The following is a 15,994-nucleotide window of genomic DNA, read 5'->3' as shown; positions in this document are numbered from 1 at the left end:
GTTCGTGCAGCATCCGCTATTGCCCGGGCGGCACACGCGGACTATCGTCGCCATGCGTTCCGTCGAGAGGTTCCACATGAAAGTCCTGATCGCCGACGATCACCGGCTGATCGTCGAGGGCGTCAAGACCAAGCTGTCCGAACTGGGACCGGACGTCGAATTCGTCGTGGCCATGGATATCGCCGAGTTGGATGCCGTCGTATGCCGGCCCGACGGTACGCCGGACCTGGCGATCATCGACATCGCCATGCCAGGCGCACAAGGTCATGACCATATCGCCCAGATCCGCCGTACCGCGCCGAACGTGCCTGTGATCGTCCTCTCGGGTTCGGAGGACACCGAATTGATCCGCACGCTGCTGGATCTCGGCGTGCAGGGGTTCATCCCCAAGGCATATTCTCCCGACGTGATGCTGTCGGCGGTACGACTGGTGCTCTCGGGCGGCGTCTACGTGCCGCCGATGCTGCTGGCAGGCGTGCAGGCGCGCGGCTGGACGCCACCGCCGTCGGCGAGCGTCCGCGCACCGGCATCGGAGCCTTCGCTGGACGGCCTGCGCCAGATCCTCACCGAGCGTCAGATCGACGTCATGCGCCTGCTGTCGCAGGGCAAGCCCAACAAGCTGATCGCGCGCGACCTCGGGATCAGCGAGGGCACGGTGAAGATCCACCTGGCCGCGATCTTCCGCGCGCTCAACGTGCGTAACCGCGTCGAGGCCGTCGTCGCTTCGCGCCTCCTCGTCGAATCCTGAACATCTCCGGGATTTCCCGCACCTTGCGCTACGGGACCCGTGTTTGGTTCTCCGAGGCCGACAGGCCTCCGGCGACACATCTGCTTCGATTGAACCAAGAACCAGGAATGCAGGGAATCCACAAGGGCGGGGCCGCGTCACTGCGTCACAAATCGGCGCCACCGAGGTGACCCGAGGCGCACCTGCGGTGCTATAACCAACCCCCGGCGCGTCTCTCCCCCGTCCGCCATGTCCCTGGTCCGCCCTGCCCCCACCCTTGCACGCGCGGTGCGCGCGCTGGCGCTGCTGCTCGCGCTGCAGTGCAGCATCGCCGTTCCGCCTGCGCACGCGGCGGACGCCGACGCCCCGCTGCCGCTGCGCTTCGGCATCCTGCCCACCGGCGGCCCGGCCGAATCGCGGCAGGACTGGCAGCCCTTCCTCGACGACCTGGCCAAGGCCCTGGGCCGCCCGGTGGAGGGCGTATCGGTCAGCACCTACGAGGGCATGTATCGCGCGGTGGCCGACCGCCGGGTCGATGTCGCCTTCCTGTCCGGCAAACTGGCGCTGGATGCCGTGCTCAAGGACGACATGCAGGTCGCCGTGCAGCTCGAACGCATCGACGGCTCGCCCGGCTACCGTGCGGTGCTGATCTCGCGCCGCGGCGGGCCGGTCCACAACCTGCAGGAGGTGTTCGCCCATCCCGGCCGCTGGACCTATGCACGCGGCGAGGCGCTGTCCGTCTCCGGCTATCTGGTGCCGGAGGCGCAACTGTTCGCGCGGCGCGGCGTGAACTCCGAACTGCACTTCAAGACCGTGCACATCGACAACCACCAGAACAACGCGCTTGCGGTCGCCAACGGCGAGATCGACATCGCCAGCAACAACAGCGCCGATCTCGAGCGGTTCGCCGTGCGCTTCCCGCAGCAGTTCGCCCAACTTCGCGTGCTGTGGAGGTCCGATCTGATCCCGCATGCGGCGTTGGTCACCGCGCGCGAGCTTCCGGACGTGGTCAAGACGGCTATCCGCCGCTTCCTGCTCGACTACGGCCGCGGACCCCAGGCCGAACGCCAGCGCCGCAACCTGCTCAAGATCCACGAGCTGTCCGGCTTCGTCGCCGCGGACGACCGGGCGCTGCTGCCGTTCGCCGAAATCGAGTACGCGCTGGAGCTGCAGCAGGCCGAATCGGCGCGCTGGGTCGACGCGGACGCCAAGCGCGCCCGCCTGGAACGCCTGCGTACCCGCTACGAACGCATCAAGGCGCAGCTGACACGCAGCGCGGCCGACTGAGGACGGTCAATGACGGCCCCTCGGCAAGCCGCAGCCTCTTGATCGCAATCCAGCCACCAGCCACGGGGCAGCTGCAGGTGCGATCTGAAAGGCGTTCTTGGCCACGGATCAGCGCGGATGAACGCGGATGAAAGCACTCTCCCAAAGAAGATCTAAATGGACTTCAGTTGGTCCGCTCTTCAGGCCTCTTCCTGTATTCATTGGCTTTTTGACTTTATCCGCGTTCATCCGCGCTGATCCGTGGCAAAGGCGCTTTCACTCCCGATCGAGAAACCACTCGATGTGATCGAGAAACAGCAGCGCAGTGCGGTGATCGGCCCGGCGCTGCCGTAAGGCATAGCCCGTTCGGCGAATGGCCCGGACGGCGCGGCGATCCTAGCCTGAGTGCCCGATCCGCCCGCGGGGGAGATCGCGCGCACCCGCCATGCTCGACGAACTGTTGCCCTACTACGAGAACGAGCTGACCTACCTGCGCAGGCTGTCCAGGGAGTTCGCCGGGCGCTATCCCAAGATCGCCTCGCGCCTGATGCTCGAGGGCGAGGTCTGCGAGGATCCGCATGTCGAGCGGATGATCGAATCGTTCGCCTTCCTCACCGCACGCATCCACAAGAAACTTGACGATGAGTTTCCGCAGGTCACCGAGGCGCTGCTGTCGGTGCTGTATCCGCATTTCCTGCGGCCGGTGCCCTCGATGTCGATCGCCGAACTGCGGCCGACCGCCGGCGCTGAACTGACCGAGGCGCAACGCATCCCACGCGGGACCACGCTGCTGACCCGGCCGGTGCAGGGCGTGCCGGTTCGCTATCGCACCGCCTATCCGGTCGAAATCTGGCCGCTGCGCATCGCCGACGCCAGGCTGGAATCCGCGGAGCGCTCGGCGTTTGCGCTGCATGGCGCCGGCAGCGTGGCGACGCTGCGGATCCGCCTGGAAGCAGGCGGGCAGACCCCGCTATCGCAGTTGGATGTGCGCCGGCTGCGCTTCTACCTGGACGGCGAGAGCCCGCTGGTGCATGCGCTGTACGAGATCCTGCTCAACTCCACCAGCCAGATCGCGCTGCGCGCGCCTGAAGGCGCGCCGCGGGTCGAGCCCGTCAGGCTGCCCGCCGGCGCGCTTCGCGCGGTCGGTTTCGGCGAGGACGAGGGCCTGCTCGACTATGACGCGCGCTCCTTCCTCGGCTACCGGCTGATCCAGGAATACTTCGTGCTGCCGGAGAAGTTCCTGTTCCTCGAGTTGGACGGGCTGGACTTCTCGCGCTTTGCCAAGGGCGCCGAACTCGTGTTCGAGATCCGGAATTTCGGCCGCCCGGAACGGCTGCCGCGCCTGGAGCAGGCCGTGTCGGCCGACACCTTCCGCCTGAACTGCACGCCGATCGTCAACCTGTTCAAGCAGCAGGCCGAGCCGATCCGCCTGACCCAGGAGCGCCACGAATACCCGGTGATCCCGGACGTGCGCCGCCCGCTGGCGCTGGAGGTGTACTCGGTGGACTCGGTGCGCAAGTTCAGCCGCACCACCGAGCGGGCCGACCTAAGCGACTTCGCGCCGTTCTACTCGATCCGCCACGGCCTGCACGACGAAGGCGACGGCTGCCACTGGTACGTGCAGCGACAACCCTCCGCGCGGCGCAACGACGAGGGCACCGAACTGTCGATCGCCCTGGTCGACCGCGACATGAACCCGAAGGTCCCGGCGGTGGAGACACTGTCGCTGTCGCTCACCTGCACCAACCGCGACCTGCCCTCGCAGCTGCCCTTCGGCGGCGACGAGAGCCTGCTGCAGGTCGAGCACGGCGGCGTGATCGCACAGGCACGGCTGCTGAAGAAGCCGACCGCGACCTGGCGCGCGCCGATGCGCATGGCCAACCAGTGGCGGCTGATCTCGCACCTGGCGCTGAACCACCTGTCGATCGTCGACGGCGGCCGCGAAGCGCTGCTGGAGATCCTGAGCCTGTACAACTACGCCGACTCGGCCAGCCTGCGCAAACAGATCGCCGGCATCGTCGAGGTCGGCGGCCGACCATCGGTCACGCGCATCGGCCGCGCGCCGCGGCAGGTTTTCGTGCGCGGCACCGACATCGAACTGATGTTCGACGAGAACCAGTACGTGGGCGGTGGCGTGTATCTGCTGGCGCGCGTGCTGGACGTGTTCTTCGGACTGTACTGCACTGCCAATTCCTACACCCGCCTGAGCGTGCGCTCGCAACAGCGCGAGGGCGTGCTGGCCGGCTTCACGCCGCGCGCCGGTGCGATGCCGTTGGTGTGAACATGAGCGAAGGCAGCGCAATCGAGACCGCCGTGGCACCAGGCACAGCGCCCGGTGTCGAGCCGCCGACGGCGCCGATCGAGCGGCTGCGCGCGGATCCGCAGGCGTTCGGATTCTTCCAGGCGGTACGCCTGATCTACGGCGCGCACGGATTCGATGCGCGTGGCACCGCCGCGCGGCCGGGGCCCCTGCGCTTCGTCACGCCGGCGTCGTTGAACTTCCCGCCGGCCGAGCTGGACACGCTCGAGGACGACGGCAGCGGCGGGTGGCGCATGGGCGTGCGCTTCTTCGGCCTGACCGGGCCCTCCGGCGTGCTGCCGCGGCACTACACGGAATGGTTGATCGCGCTGCGACACGGGCGCGACCGCGCCGCGCAGGAATTCCTGGACCTGTTCAACCATCGGCTGATCACGCTGTTCTGGCGCGCCTGGGCCAAGTACCGGCCGGACATCGGCTGCGAGTTCGGCTTTCGCAACTCGCCGCTGCGCTACATCCACCATCTGGTCGGGCTCGGCACGCCGGCGCTGCAGGCACGACTGCAGCCGACAGCAGGCATGCGCGGCCGCCGGCACCGCGTCCGGATGCCTGCGGCCACAGAGCCCGCCCCGGAGCGGATGCGGGGGCCGGACGAGGGAGAGAGACCGCCCTGTCCCGAGACGCCGTCCACGGGCTGCGCGACCGAACGGCCTCTTCCCGGCGCGGCGGTCGCCTACTTCGCCGGGCTGATCTCGCAGCGCCCGCACGGCGCCGGCGCGCTGTCGCAGGTGGTCGGCGACGTGGTCGGCGCGCCGGTCGCGGTCGACGGCTGCCTGGGCACCTGGCAGCGCGTGCCGGCGGCCGATCGCACACGGCTGGCACGAGACAGCGCAAGGCTGGGCGACGGCTGCCTGCTCGGCAGCCGCTATTGGGACCGCCAGACCACGCTACGGCTGCGCATCGGCCCGCTGGATCGTGCCCGCTTCCGCGGTCTGCTGCCGCGAGGCGATCCCGGATCGAGCGCGGGGCCGGCGCTGCTCCCGGACGTGGTGGAGCTGGCGCGCTTCCTCACCGGGCTGGCGCTGGACCTGCACATCAAGCTGGCACTGCGCGCCGGGGACGTATTGCCCCTGGCAATCGGCGATCGCGGGCCGGACCGCCCACAGCTCGGCTGGAACACCTGGCTGCCCGGGCGCCGCAGCGCGCGGCCGGCCGACGAATGCGAATTCCATTTCTCGGCCATGGGAGGCCAGTCATGGCGCTGAGATCTTCACGCATTGCTGAACGACTTCAGGCGCGACCAAAAACTGTTCTGGACGCGGATCTACACGGATGAACGCGGATCAAGATCAAAAAGTTCTTATCCGTGTCTATCCGCGTAAATCCGTGTCAAAGGAGTCTTTTCCGCGGCTGAAGCCGCTCCAATACCTTGGTCTGCTGAACGGAGAGCCGTCATGGCGCTGAACCTGCGATCCCTGGTGGGACGCCTCAACACCACCTGCCGCGGTGCGGTCGAGGGCGCGGCCGGCCTGTGCCTGTCGCGCACGCACTACGACGTCGAGATCGAGCATCTGCTGCTCAAGCTGCTGGAGGTCGACAACAGCGACGTGCAGCGCATCCTACGCCAGTTCGAGATCGCGCCGGAGCGCGTCGAGCGCGCGCTGACGCAGGTGCTCGACGGCCTGAAGTCGGGCAACCAGCGCACTCCGGCGCTGTCGGCACACATTCCGCTACTGCTCGAGCGCGCCTGGGGCTGGGCTTCGATCGAGTTCGGCGAATCCAGGATGCGCAGCGGCCATCTGCTGGTCGCGCTGCTGGCCGACGCCGAGCTGCGGCGCCTGCTGGGCAACGTCGCGACGACGCTGGAACCGATCAACCTGGAAACGCTGCTGCAGAACTTCCACGCCATCATCGCGGCCTCCGTCGAGGCGCGCGACGCGCGTGCGATCGGCGACACGGCCACCGCACCCGCCATGGGCGATGCGCCATCCGGCGCCGATGGCCGCCCCAGCGCCACGCCGAACCTCGATCAGTACTGCCAGAACCTCACCCAGCGGGCGCGCGAGGGCGGGCTCGATCCGGTGCTCGGCCGCGATGCCGAGATCCGGCTGATGATCGACGTGCTGACCCGGCGCCGGCAGAACAATCCCATCCTCACCGGCGAGGCCGGCGTCGGCAAGACCGCGGTGGTCGAGGGCCTGGCCGCGCGCATCGCCGCGAACGACGTGCCGCCGTCGCTGCAGGGCGTGGAGCTGCTGTCGCTGGATCTGGGCCTCCTGCAGGCAGGCGCGAGCGTCAAGGGGGAGTTCGAGAACCGCCTCAAGGGCGTGATCGAGGAGGTGAAATCCAGCCCCAAGCCGATCGTGATGTTCATCGACGAAGCGCACACGCTGATCGGCGCCGGCGGCGCGGCCGGCCAGAACGACGCCGCCAACCTGCTGAAACCGGCGCTGGCGCGCGGCGAGATGCGCACGATCGCGGCGACCACCTGGAGCGAGTACAAGAAGTACTTCGAGAAGGATCCGGCGCTCACCCGCCGTTTCCAGGTCGTCAAGGTGGACGAACCCGAGGACGACAAGGCGGTGGCGATGCTGCGCGGCGTTGCGCGGGCGATGGCCGCGCACCATCGCGTGCGCATCCTCGACGAGGCGGTGCGCGACGCGGTCAAGCTGTCCTCGCGCTACATCGCCGGCCGCCAGCTGCCGGACAAGGCGGTCAGCGTGCTCGACACGGCCTGCGCCAGGATCGCGATCGGCCAGAGCTCGACGCCGGCCGCCGTCGAGGACACGCGCCGGCGCCTGGAGGAACTCGCCACCGAACGTGCGCAGCTCGAACGCGAGGCGGCGGGCGGCGGCGATCACGCCGCGCGCCTGGTCGAGATCGCGAGCGAAGAAACCGCGCTGCAGCAGCGGCAGTCGGAGCTCGACACGCGTTGGCAGGGCGAGAAGGATCTGGTCGCGAAGATCCATGCCAGGCTTGACGCGGTCGAAGCGCTGGTGACCGATGCGCCCGAGCGCGCTGCCGCCATCGCCGAGCTGGAAGCACTGCGCGCCGAGCTGCGCAGCCTGCAGGGCGAGGCGCCGATGGTATTGCCGGTCGTCGACGGCACCGCAGTTGCGCAGATCATCGCCGGCTGGACCGGCATCCCGGTCGGGCGCATGGTCGCCGACGAGATCCAGACCATACTGAACCTGCGCGAACACCTCGAGCAGCGCGTGATCGGCCAGGGCCACGCGCTCGAAGCCATCGCCCAGCGCGTGCGCACCTCGCGCGCGAACCTCGAAGACCCGAACAAGCCCAAGGGCGTGTTCCTGCTGGTCGGCACTTCCGGCGTCGGCAAGACCGAGACGGCGATCGCGCTCGCCGAGATGCTGTACGGCGGCGAGCGCAGCATGATCACCATCAACATGAGCGAGTATCAGGAGGCGCACACCGTCTCCAGCCTCAAGGGCTCGCCGCCGGGCTATGTCGGCTACGGCGAGGGCGGCGTGCTGACCGAGGCGGTGCGGCGGCGGCCCTACTCGGTGGTGTTGCTGGACGAGATCGAGAAGGCGCACCCCGACGTGCTGGAACTGTTCTTCCAGGTCTTCGACAAGGGCCGCATGGAGGATGGCGAGGGCCGCGAGATCGATTTCCGCAATACCGTGATCATCCTGACCTCGAACGCCGGCACCGAGCTGATCATGCGCGCCTGTCAGGACGGCGAGACGCTGCCGTCGGTGGAGCAGCTCAACGAGTTGCTGAAGCCCGAGCTCAACCGCGTGTTCAAGCCCGCCTTTCTCGGCCGCACCACGGTGATCCCGTTCTTTCCGCTGCGCGACGACAACATGCGCAAGATCGTGCGCCTGAAGCTCGGCAAGATCGCCAGGCGCATCCAGGCCAACCACGGTGCGCACTTCGACTACGACGACAGCCTGGTGGACGCGGTGGCGACGCGTTGCACCGAGGTCGATTCAGGCGCCCGCAACATCGACCACATCCTCACCGGCACCCTGCTGCCGGAGATCGCTGCCGAAGTGCTGGCGCGGATGGGCGACGGCGGCCGCATCGTCCGCATCCGCGCCGGAATCGGCGATGACGGTCGCTTCGCCTATGCCGTGGAGTGAACGCTCGTCGTTTCGTCATCGGCCCGTGCAACCCTTTCGCCGCCCTCCGCATCCAATGGGAGGTGGGCGGCATCGGGACGCCGCCACGCCGGTCGCGCAACCGCGCGCCGGCAGACGCAGCGAGGCGTGGCGATGCAATCGGGACTGGGCGCGATCGTATTGTTGAGCGCGGGGTGGTGCCTCTCGCACCTGTCCGGCTGGGCGCTGGACGTACGAACGCTCCCGGACACCGTGCAGATCTGCGCGCGGCACCGCAGCGCGGCGACGCCGGGGATCTGTCTCGACCAATGGCACCGGGTCGCGCGGGAAGTGCGGCGAATGCTCCCTGGCGATGGCCGGTAGTCTTCTTCGCACCCGACACCAAGCCGAACCGCGAAGCAGCTAGCGCGTCCGTCGCGGACCCATTGCGCGCAGCAGGCGGCGCGCGCCTTCGACGTTGACCCTTGCCGTACGGCGGCTTGCGTCGAATGCCCGTGATCCGCGACCACAAGGGTCCAGCACACCCCGGCCCGTCCGACGGCCACAACACGGTCGTGCGCCGATATGCTGGGCCTCCCTTCCCCGACAGCCGATCCCATGCGACTGCAGCTCTGCACCTGGCCCGAGATCGAGACCTACCTGGCGCGTTCGACCGGCATCATCGTGCCGATCGGCTCCACCGAGCAGCACGGCCCCAACGGCCTGATCGGCACCGATGCGATCTGCCCGGAAGTGATCGCGTACGCCGTGGGCGAACGGACCGAAACGCTGGTGGCGCCGACGCTGAGCATCGGCATGGCCCAGCACCACCTGGCATTTCCGGGCTCGCTCTCGCTGCGCCCGGCCACGTTGATCGCGGTGGTCCGCGACGTGGTGCAGTCGCTGGCCGTGCACGGTTTTCGTCACGTGTACTTCTTCAACGGCCATGGCGGCAACGTCGCCACGGTGCAGGCGGCCTTCGCCGAGATCCACGCCGACAGCAGCTTCGGCGGCGAGGCCTCGCCGCTGCGCCTGAAGCTGGCCAACTGGTACATGGGCCGCCGCGTGCAGCGGCTCTCGCGCGAACTGTTCGCCGACAGCGAGGGCCACCACGCCACGCCGTCGGAGATCTCGCTGACCTGGCACGCCTATCCCGAGCAGGCCCGGCCGATGACGCTGACGCCACGGATCGCGCCGACCGCGGCCTTCGGCGACGCGCGGGACTATCGCAGGCGATTCCCCGACGGCCGCATCGGCTCGGATCCGTCATTGGCCAGCATCGAGGCCGGCACCCGGCTGTTCGAGGCCAGCGTCGAGGACACGATCGAGGACTACCGGGCGTTCCTGGAGCAGGATTGACTGCGGATCCAATCTGCCGCCACATTGCAGTGGCAGATAGGGCCTGACGGATGACTGCCGGAACCGATGACTTCGCAGCGCTCGCCTCGGTGCTGGGCGGGATCGCCACGCTGCCGGGTCAGGAACTGGAACACCTGCGCCGGCATGCGGAAGTCAGAACGTTCCACGCCGGGCAGGCTTTGCTCGACATCGGCGAAACGCCGACCCGCTGCTGGTTCCTTGCGTCCGGCTTTCTCAGGTTCTTCTACATCACCGAGTCGGGACGCGAGTACAACAAGGCGTTCTCGCGGCCGGGCGAGATCGTGGTACCGCTCTCGGCCATGCTGGCCGGCACCACGAACGCGTTCGTCATCGCCGCCATCACCGACGTGCGAACGCTGGCGTTTCCGGTGTCGCTCGTGCCGACGCTGTATCTGCGCCATCCGGCCTGGGAACGCATCGGGCGCGTGCTCGCCGAGCAGATGGCCATGCGCAAGGAGACGCGCGAGCGCGAACTGCTGCTCGATTCCGCGCTGACCCGTTTTCGGCGCTTCGCCGAACGCTATCCGGAGCTGGTCGACTGGATTCCGCAGCGCCAGATCGCCTCCTACATCGGCGTCACCGAGCAGGCACTTTCGCGGCTGTTGCGCGAATGGCGCGGGCAACGCACATCTTGATCGATGTTAATGCGGTGCGGCGGCAGCGGCCGTATACCTGCAGGCACATACCCCTGCGAGATCGTTCCCATGAAACGGCGCACGCTCCTTTTTCTGTCCGGCTACGCGACATTGCTGTTTCTGAGCGCGCCAGGCCGCGCCGGCAGCGATCCGCTTCCGGCATGCGAGTGGTGCGGCGCAGCCGATGCGCCGGATGATCCCGGCTCCACCGCCACCCTGGCCGGACCGGACGAACCGGGCGAGCGACTGCTGCTGCATGGCGTCGTCCACGCGGCCGACGGCCGGACCCCTGTGCCGGGCGTGCTGCTGTATGCGTATCACACCGACGCCACCGGCAGCTATCCGCGGCGCGGGGATGAAACCGGAAACGGGCGCCGCCACGGTCATCTGCGTGGCTGGGTCGTCAGCGACGTCGATGGTCGTTACCGCATCCGGACCATTCGACCCGCGGCCTATCCTTCGCGAAGCGAACCCGCACACATCCACATGACGGCCACCGAGCCCGGCCGCGCCGAGTATTGGCTCGACGACGTGCTGTTCGAAGGCGACCCGCTCATCACCCGGGACATCCTGTCGCGACGGAGCGGCCGCGGCGGACCGGCGATCGTCAGGCCGGAACGCACCGGCGACGGCACCCTGGTCGTTCGCCGCGATGTGATCCTCGCCGCACCGGACGACTGACATGGCGCCGCCGGCATGCTGCGGCGGCCATCGGATACGGATCGTTGAGATGCGCGCTGCAGGGGCAGAGCGTCCCTCCCGGCGTTACGGCGATCTCAGCGCAGCTGGCTGTCCTTGCTGCCGCGCCGGTTGCAGCTGCCGGCGCCGCCGTCGTCACGGTCCTGCGCCTCCTGGCAGGACACGCACAGGCGGACGCCGGGCACGGCCTTGCGCCGCGCCTCCGGGATCGGCGCGTCGCATTCCTCGCAGTGGGTCAGTCCGGGGCCTCGTCGCAATCGGCTGCGGGCGCGTTCGATCCCGTCCTTCACCGTCGCGTCGATCTGGTCCTGTACGGCGCCGTCGCCGGCCCAGCCGGTTGCCATGTCCGCCTCCGGAAACTGTCTGTCAGAGCCTCCCGAGCATAGGCGGCCGGCGCTGAACGCAAAGCAGACACGGTGCAGCTCGCGTGTCGACCGGGCCGCACGTACATCGGCGCGATCGGCGCCTGTCGAGGCGCGCTAGCTCCCGGAGCCGTCGATTTTCGTCAGCGTGCGGGTGACGCCGAGCACCTCGACCCGCCCCCCGGACTTGCGGAAGGCGGCCAGGTCGGCGGAGATGCGCTCGCTGGTCAGGCGCTTGTCGGAGCCGGCCTCGTTGCGGCCCTGCCTTGCGCGGGTCGGCCTGGGTGCGGGCGTGGATGGTTTGGATGGCATGGTGTCGTGCTCCAAGGTCAGTACATGGTCAGCGGAATGCCGCGCCGCAGTTGGTCGTGATGGGTCTCGCGGACGTGGCGGCAGTAGGGACTGCCCATCGCGAACTTCCGGCACACCGACGGGCGCTGGTCGTAGATCGAGCAGCACATGCGCAGCGGATCGACGGCGACGCACCAGCCCTCCTCGTCGCGCGCCATCACGTGCAGCCCGCGCTCGGTATGGTCGGTGAGATGGGCGGGCACGTCGTCCTCGGGCATCAGCACCACGGTAAGCCGGCAACAGATCGCGTCGCAACGCCCGCAGGAAACGCTGGCATCGACGCCCTCGTCGTCCGCGTCGCGGAGATCGACTTCGGCCTTCACCGCAGCAATCCGGCGCCGGCCGCCGCACCGCGGCGATAGTACAGCAGGCGCCCGCGGAACGGCGGCAGCTCGCCCTCGTTCATCGGACTGCGCTGCTCGTGCAGCACGTAGCCCTGCGCCTGCAACGCCCGCGTGAACGGGCCGTTGTTGCCGCGCCCGGGGTCGATGATCATCACCTCGGCCGTCGGCTGCGCATGCCGCAGCAGCAATGCCGACAGCGCCCCGGCGTGACCGCGCTCGTACAGCACGTCGCTGCCGATGACCAGGTCGAAGCGGCCGAGCGACGCGTTCTCCACGTCCCAGCGCAGGGTCCGGTACGGGACCGCGGGCATGCCGTTGAGCGCGGCGTTGTAGGCCAGGAACACCTCGGCCAGCGGATGATGGTCGCTGGCGACGACGTCCGCCCCGCGCTGCCGCAGGACCAGGCTGGCCAGCCCGATGCCGCAACCGATCTCGAGGATGCGCTTGCCGGCGACGTCGAACGTGGCCATGGTTTCGGCGAGCAGCCGGCCTGCGGGCCAGACATGGCCGAACAGGCTCCACTGCGCCGAGGAAATGCCGGCACGCTCCGCCAGCTGGTCCGGATCCGCGAACTGCTGCACGTCGACCAGCGAACGGATGCGATAATCGCGACCGCCGATGTCGAGCGTACGGATGTGGGTGTCGTAACCAGGCACGGAGGCTCCCGAGAGGCCGGATCCCGCAACGGGACGTTGGCGCGAGGCAGGGAGCGAAACGGCGGCAGGAGCGGCCGTTCGAAACGCGCAGAACCACGTGCAGACCCTGCATCTTACGCCCGGGCGGCGGATTTCACCCGGTTTTTGCCGCGCCCCATGGGATTCCCTTCAGGAAACGCGCCGCAGTCGTCCCGACGCGGCGCCGTGCCGGCCGCCGTTCGCGCCCCTCGGAACCGCATGAAATCCGCCCGGGGCGACCGAATGGCGTCGATTCAGCCGGCACAGCGTGCATGCGGGTAGTCTTGCCGGGCCGCCCGCAGGGCGGCGCTTTCCTGTCCATTCCGCGGAACTCCAGATGATTCGACCGATCCTGATCTGCGCCCTGCTGGCGCTCTCCTCCGCTCCGGCTCTGGCCGGCAGCTTTGCCGGCACCTCGGCCGGCGCCTCCTCCGCCGGTTCGTCGGCCTCGTCCGACAGCACCTCCGGCGACGACAAGGTGGTGCTGCAGGCGCGCGACGACGCTGCCAGCTTCGTCGCCAGCGACGGGCAGATCCGTGGCGCGCAGCTGGAAGCGGCGCTGCGCCAGCTGCGCGAGCGGCGACCGGACGCGCGCCGGGTCAACGACATGCAGCTGGCACGAGCGATCCTGGCGTTGTGATCCGCCGGCTGCGGCGACCCTGGTCGCCGTGGTGGCCGGCGCTGTGCCTGCTCGCCTGCACCGCTCCGGCGCAGGCGCTGTCGCTGCAGATCGAGGACGCGGCACTGCGCCCCGCGCAGGCCGCAGCCACGCGGCAACTCCTGGACACCACGGTCGAGCGCCTGCCGCCAGCCTGGGCGGCCGCGCTGGACCGCCGCGTCGCGGTCGAATGGCGCGACGACCTGCCGGCGCAGGTGCACGGCCGCGCCAAGGGCCGGCGGATGCTGCTCGACCGCGCCCTGCTGGACGACTGGATGGCGCGGCCGGCGGATGCTGACAGCGACGATCCGGCCACCCGCGCGGCGCAGGCCGCCGTGCTCCACGAACTGGCGCATTTCTACGACCGCAGCCCGCATGGCGGGCTATCGCGCGATCCGCGCCTGCTGGACCTGGCCGGCTGGCAGGTCAGCCCGCTGCGACTGGGGCTGCGCGTCGGGCACAACGCTTTCAGCGACCGCAGCCCGGACCGTTACGAACTGACCAGCCCGGCCGAGTTCGTGGCGGTGAACCTGGAGCATTTCCTGCTGGATCCGGACTACGGCTGCCGCCGACCGGCGCTGTACCGGTATTTCGCCGCGCATTTCGGCACGTCGCCGCCGCAGGCCGACTGCGCCCCGGACCTGGTCTACCTGCAGGCCGGCAGCGATGCGCCACAGCCGCTGCTGCGGATCGATCCTGCACGCGTCTACGCGGTGGACTACCTGCTCGCCGAGGGCAACGAGCGCCTCATGAGCCGCTGGGGCCACAGCATGCTGCGGCTGGTGATCTGCGCGCCGGAGCGGCCGCGCGGGCCCGATTGCCGCCTGGACCTCGACCATCACCGCGTGCTGTCGTTCCGCGCCTTCGTCGACGACGTGCAGGTCTCCAGCTGGCGCGGCCTGACCGGATCGTACCCGTCACGCCTGTTCGTACTGCCGCTGGCCCAGGTGATCGACGAATACACCAAGGTGGAACTGCGCGGCCTGCAGTCGATCCCGCTGCGACTGCAGGACGCGGAGATCGCCGCGCTGCTGGAACGCGCCGCGCGCCTGCATTGGAGCTACGACGGCCGCTACTACTTCCTCGGCAACAACTGCGCGGTGGAGACCTTCAAGCTGCTGCACGACGGCGTGCCGCGGCTGGCCGGCGAGCGCCTGGCCAGCATCACCCCGACGGCGCTGCTGCGCCGGCTGCGGCGCGCCGGCATCGCCGATACCGATGTGCTCGAGGATCGCGACGAGGCGCGCCGTCTCGGCTACTACTTCGAACCGCTGAGCGCGCGCTACCAGGCGATGTTCGAGGTCGCGCGGCAGGCGCTCGACCTGCCGCAGGCACGGGTGCAGGACTGGCTGGATCTGGCGCCGGCCGAGCGCACGCCGGTGCTGCGGCGCGCCGACCTGCGCGCGAGCGCCGCGCTGCTGCTGCTGGAACAGGCGGCGCTGCGGCGACAGGAACTGCTGGCGCGCGACGAACTCAAGCGGCGTCTGCTCGGCGGCGATGCGCAGGACCCCGAAGCGCTCGCGGCGGTGCGGGATTTCCTGGGCCTGCAGGCGCTCCTCAGCCGTCCGGCGACGCTGCTGCCGGATACCGGCTACGGCCTGCCGCAGCAGGACGAGCGCGATGCACTGGCGCGGCTGAGCGAACGCCACGCCGCGCAGTGGCGGCAGCAGGGCGAACGCCTGCGCACCGAGGCGCGTCGCTGGCTACCGCCCCAGCGCAGCGCGGCGCTGGAAACGACCGAGGGCAACGTCGACCTGCTGGCCGGACGGTTGCGCGAGCTGCATCGCGACGAAGGCGGATTCCGGCTGCGTTGACGGCGTGACGGTGGCGCTGTCCGATCGCAACATCGGCACTAGGGCCTACAGGAACGTGGCGATGCGCTCCAGCGGCAGGCGCTGCAGATCGGGCACGCGGCAGTCGGGCGCCGGGTGCCCCACCACCAGCAACAGGTACGGCATCTCGTTGCGCGGGCGGCCGAGAACCTCGTTGAGGAAGCCCATCGGACTGGGCGTGTGGGTGAGCGTCGCCAGTCCCGCGTGATGCAGGGCGGCGATCAGCATGCCGGTGGCGATGCCGACGGACTCATGCGGGTAATAGCGCTTGTGCCGTCCGCCCGCGTCGTCGACGCCGAAGCGCTCGTAGAACACTCCGATCAGCCATGGCGCGGTCTCGAGGAAAGGCTTCTGCGCATGCGTGCCCAGCGGCGCCAGCGCCTGCAGCCATTCCGCCGGCGCGCGATGACCGTAGAACTCGCGCTCCTCGGCCTCGGCCCCTTCGCGGATGCGGCGTTTCAGGGCCGCGTCCTGCACCGCCACGAACCGCCACGGCTGCTGGTTGGCGCCGCTGGGCGCGGTGCCGGCCGCGCGCAGGCAGTGTTCGATCAGCGCGCGCGGCACCGGCGTGGGCGCGTAGTCGCGCACGGTCCGGCGCCGCGCCAGCTGGTCGGCGAATGCGGCGGCGCGGGCGACGCGCGCCTGGTCGGTGAGCGCCGGCAGCGACGGCAGGGGAATGGTCTCGGGCTCGGTCATATCGTCACGACGTCGGCGTCTGTCGATGCTGTTGTACTACCTTGCACGG

At 69.3% G+C, this 15,994-nt stretch carries 15 protein-coding genes; 10 read left to right on the top strand and 5 right to left on the bottom strand.

Annotation, left to right across the window (positions count from 1 at the left end; genetic code table 11):
* Positions 1-4: 4 nt before the first annotated feature.
* The 8 genes from AB5T46_RS03525 (at position 5) to AB5T46_RS03490 (ending at position 11,010) form a co-directional block, all read left to right on the top strand.
* A complete protein-coding gene (locus tag AB5T46_RS03525; RefSeq protein WP_370562476.1) occupies positions 5-748 on the top strand; it encodes a response regulator in 744 nt (247 codons plus the stop codon).
* A 228-nt stretch (positions 749-976) separates the two neighbouring features.
* Positions 977-2,014, top strand: coding sequence for a phosphate/phosphite/phosphonate ABC transporter substrate-binding protein (gene phnD, locus AB5T46_RS03520; RefSeq protein ID WP_370562475.1), 1,038 nt, complete (start codon positions 977-979; stop codon positions 2,012-2,014).
* A 424-nt stretch (positions 2,015-2,438) separates the two neighbouring features.
* Positions 2,439-4,274, top strand: a complete 1,836-nt coding sequence (tssF, locus tag AB5T46_RS03515) for a type VI secretion system baseplate subunit TssF (RefSeq protein WP_370562474.1) — start codon at positions 2,439-2,441, stop codon at positions 4,272-4,274.
* 2 nt (positions 4,275-4,276) lie between these two features.
* Positions 4,277-5,515: a type VI secretion system baseplate subunit TssG gene (tssG, locus tag AB5T46_RS03510; RefSeq protein ID WP_370562473.1), complete on the top strand. Its 1,239-nt coding sequence runs from the start codon at positions 4,277-4,279 to the stop codon at positions 5,513-5,515.
* A 189-nt stretch (positions 5,516-5,704) separates the two neighbouring features.
* Positions 5,705-8,356 carry a type VI secretion system ATPase TssH gene (tssH, locus tag AB5T46_RS03505; RefSeq protein WP_370562472.1) on the top strand — a complete coding sequence of 884 codons (2,652 nt, stop codon included), beginning with the start codon at positions 5,705-5,707 and terminating at the stop codon, positions 8,354-8,356.
* 576 nt (positions 8,357-8,932) lie between these two features.
* Positions 8,933-9,673, top strand: a complete 741-nt coding sequence (locus AB5T46_RS03500; RefSeq protein ID WP_370562471.1) for a creatininase family protein — start codon at positions 8,933-8,935, stop codon at positions 9,671-9,673.
* A 50-nt stretch (positions 9,674-9,723) separates the two neighbouring features.
* Positions 9,724-10,329: a Crp/Fnr family transcriptional regulator gene (locus tag AB5T46_RS03495; RefSeq protein ID WP_370562470.1), complete on the top strand. Its 606-nt coding sequence runs from the start codon at positions 9,724-9,726 to the stop codon at positions 10,327-10,329.
* A 69-nt stretch (positions 10,330-10,398) separates the two neighbouring features.
* Positions 10,399-11,010, top strand: coding sequence for a dioxygenase family protein (locus AB5T46_RS03490; RefSeq protein ID WP_370562469.1), 612 nt, complete (start codon positions 10,399-10,401; stop codon positions 11,008-11,010).
* 95 nt (positions 11,011-11,105) lie between these two features.
* Here AB5T46_RS03490 and AB5T46_RS03485 read toward each other — a convergent pair whose 3' ends face one another.
* From AB5T46_RS03485 to AB5T46_RS03470, 4 genes are all read right to left on the bottom strand, one after another.
* Positions 11,106-11,372 carry a DksA/TraR family C4-type zinc finger protein gene (locus AB5T46_RS03485; protein WP_370562468.1) on the bottom strand — a complete coding sequence of 89 codons (267 nt, stop codon included), beginning with the start codon at positions 11,370-11,372 and terminating at the stop codon, positions 11,106-11,108.
* 135 nt (positions 11,373-11,507) lie between these two features.
* Entirely contained in the window at positions 11,508-11,702 is a 195-nt protein-coding gene (locus tag AB5T46_RS03480) for a hypothetical protein (RefSeq protein WP_370562467.1), read from the bottom strand.
* Positions 11,703-11,719: 17 nt separating this feature from the next.
* Positions 11,720-12,064 (bottom strand): YkgJ family cysteine cluster protein, encoded by a 345-nt coding sequence (locus tag AB5T46_RS03475; RefSeq protein WP_370562466.1) that lies wholly within the window; start codon positions 12,062-12,064, stop codon positions 11,720-11,722.
* On the bottom strand, positions 12,061-12,741 hold the full coding sequence (locus AB5T46_RS03470; protein ID WP_370562465.1) for a class I SAM-dependent methyltransferase: 681 nt from the start codon (positions 12,739-12,741) through the stop codon (positions 12,061-12,063). Before AB5T46_RS03470 ends, AB5T46_RS03475 begins: the two co-directional genes overlap by 4 nt.
* A 355-nt stretch (positions 12,742-13,096) precedes the next feature.
* Here AB5T46_RS03470 and AB5T46_RS03465 point away from each other — a divergent pair, with 355 nt between their 5' ends.
* Both AB5T46_RS03465 and AB5T46_RS03460 read left to right on the top strand, forming a co-directional pair.
* Positions 13,097-13,399 (top strand): DUF2388 domain-containing protein, encoded by a 303-nt coding sequence (locus AB5T46_RS03465; protein ID WP_370562464.1) that lies wholly within the window; start codon positions 13,097-13,099, stop codon positions 13,397-13,399.
* Entirely contained in the window at positions 13,396-15,231 is a 1,836-nt protein-coding gene (locus tag AB5T46_RS03460; protein WP_370562463.1) for a DUF7844 domain-containing protein, read from the top strand. Before AB5T46_RS03465 ends, AB5T46_RS03460 begins: the two co-directional genes overlap by 4 nt.
* A 45-nt stretch (positions 15,232-15,276) precedes the next feature.
* Here the strand turns inward: AB5T46_RS03460 and AB5T46_RS03455 are convergent, their stop codons facing one another.
* Positions 15,277-15,945: a nitroreductase family protein gene (locus AB5T46_RS03455; RefSeq protein ID WP_370562462.1), complete on the bottom strand. Its 669-nt coding sequence runs from the start codon at positions 15,943-15,945 to the stop codon at positions 15,277-15,279.
* Positions 15,946-15,994 lie beyond the last annotated feature (49 nt).

This window comes from Luteimonas salinilitoris, from assembly GCF_041300785.1.
Taxonomy (GTDB): Bacteria; Pseudomonadota; Gammaproteobacteria; order Xanthomonadales; family Xanthomonadaceae; genus Luteimonas; species Luteimonas salinilitoris.
Note: the sequence above shows the minus strand (reverse complement) of the source record. Positions and strands in the feature narration are given on the sequence as shown.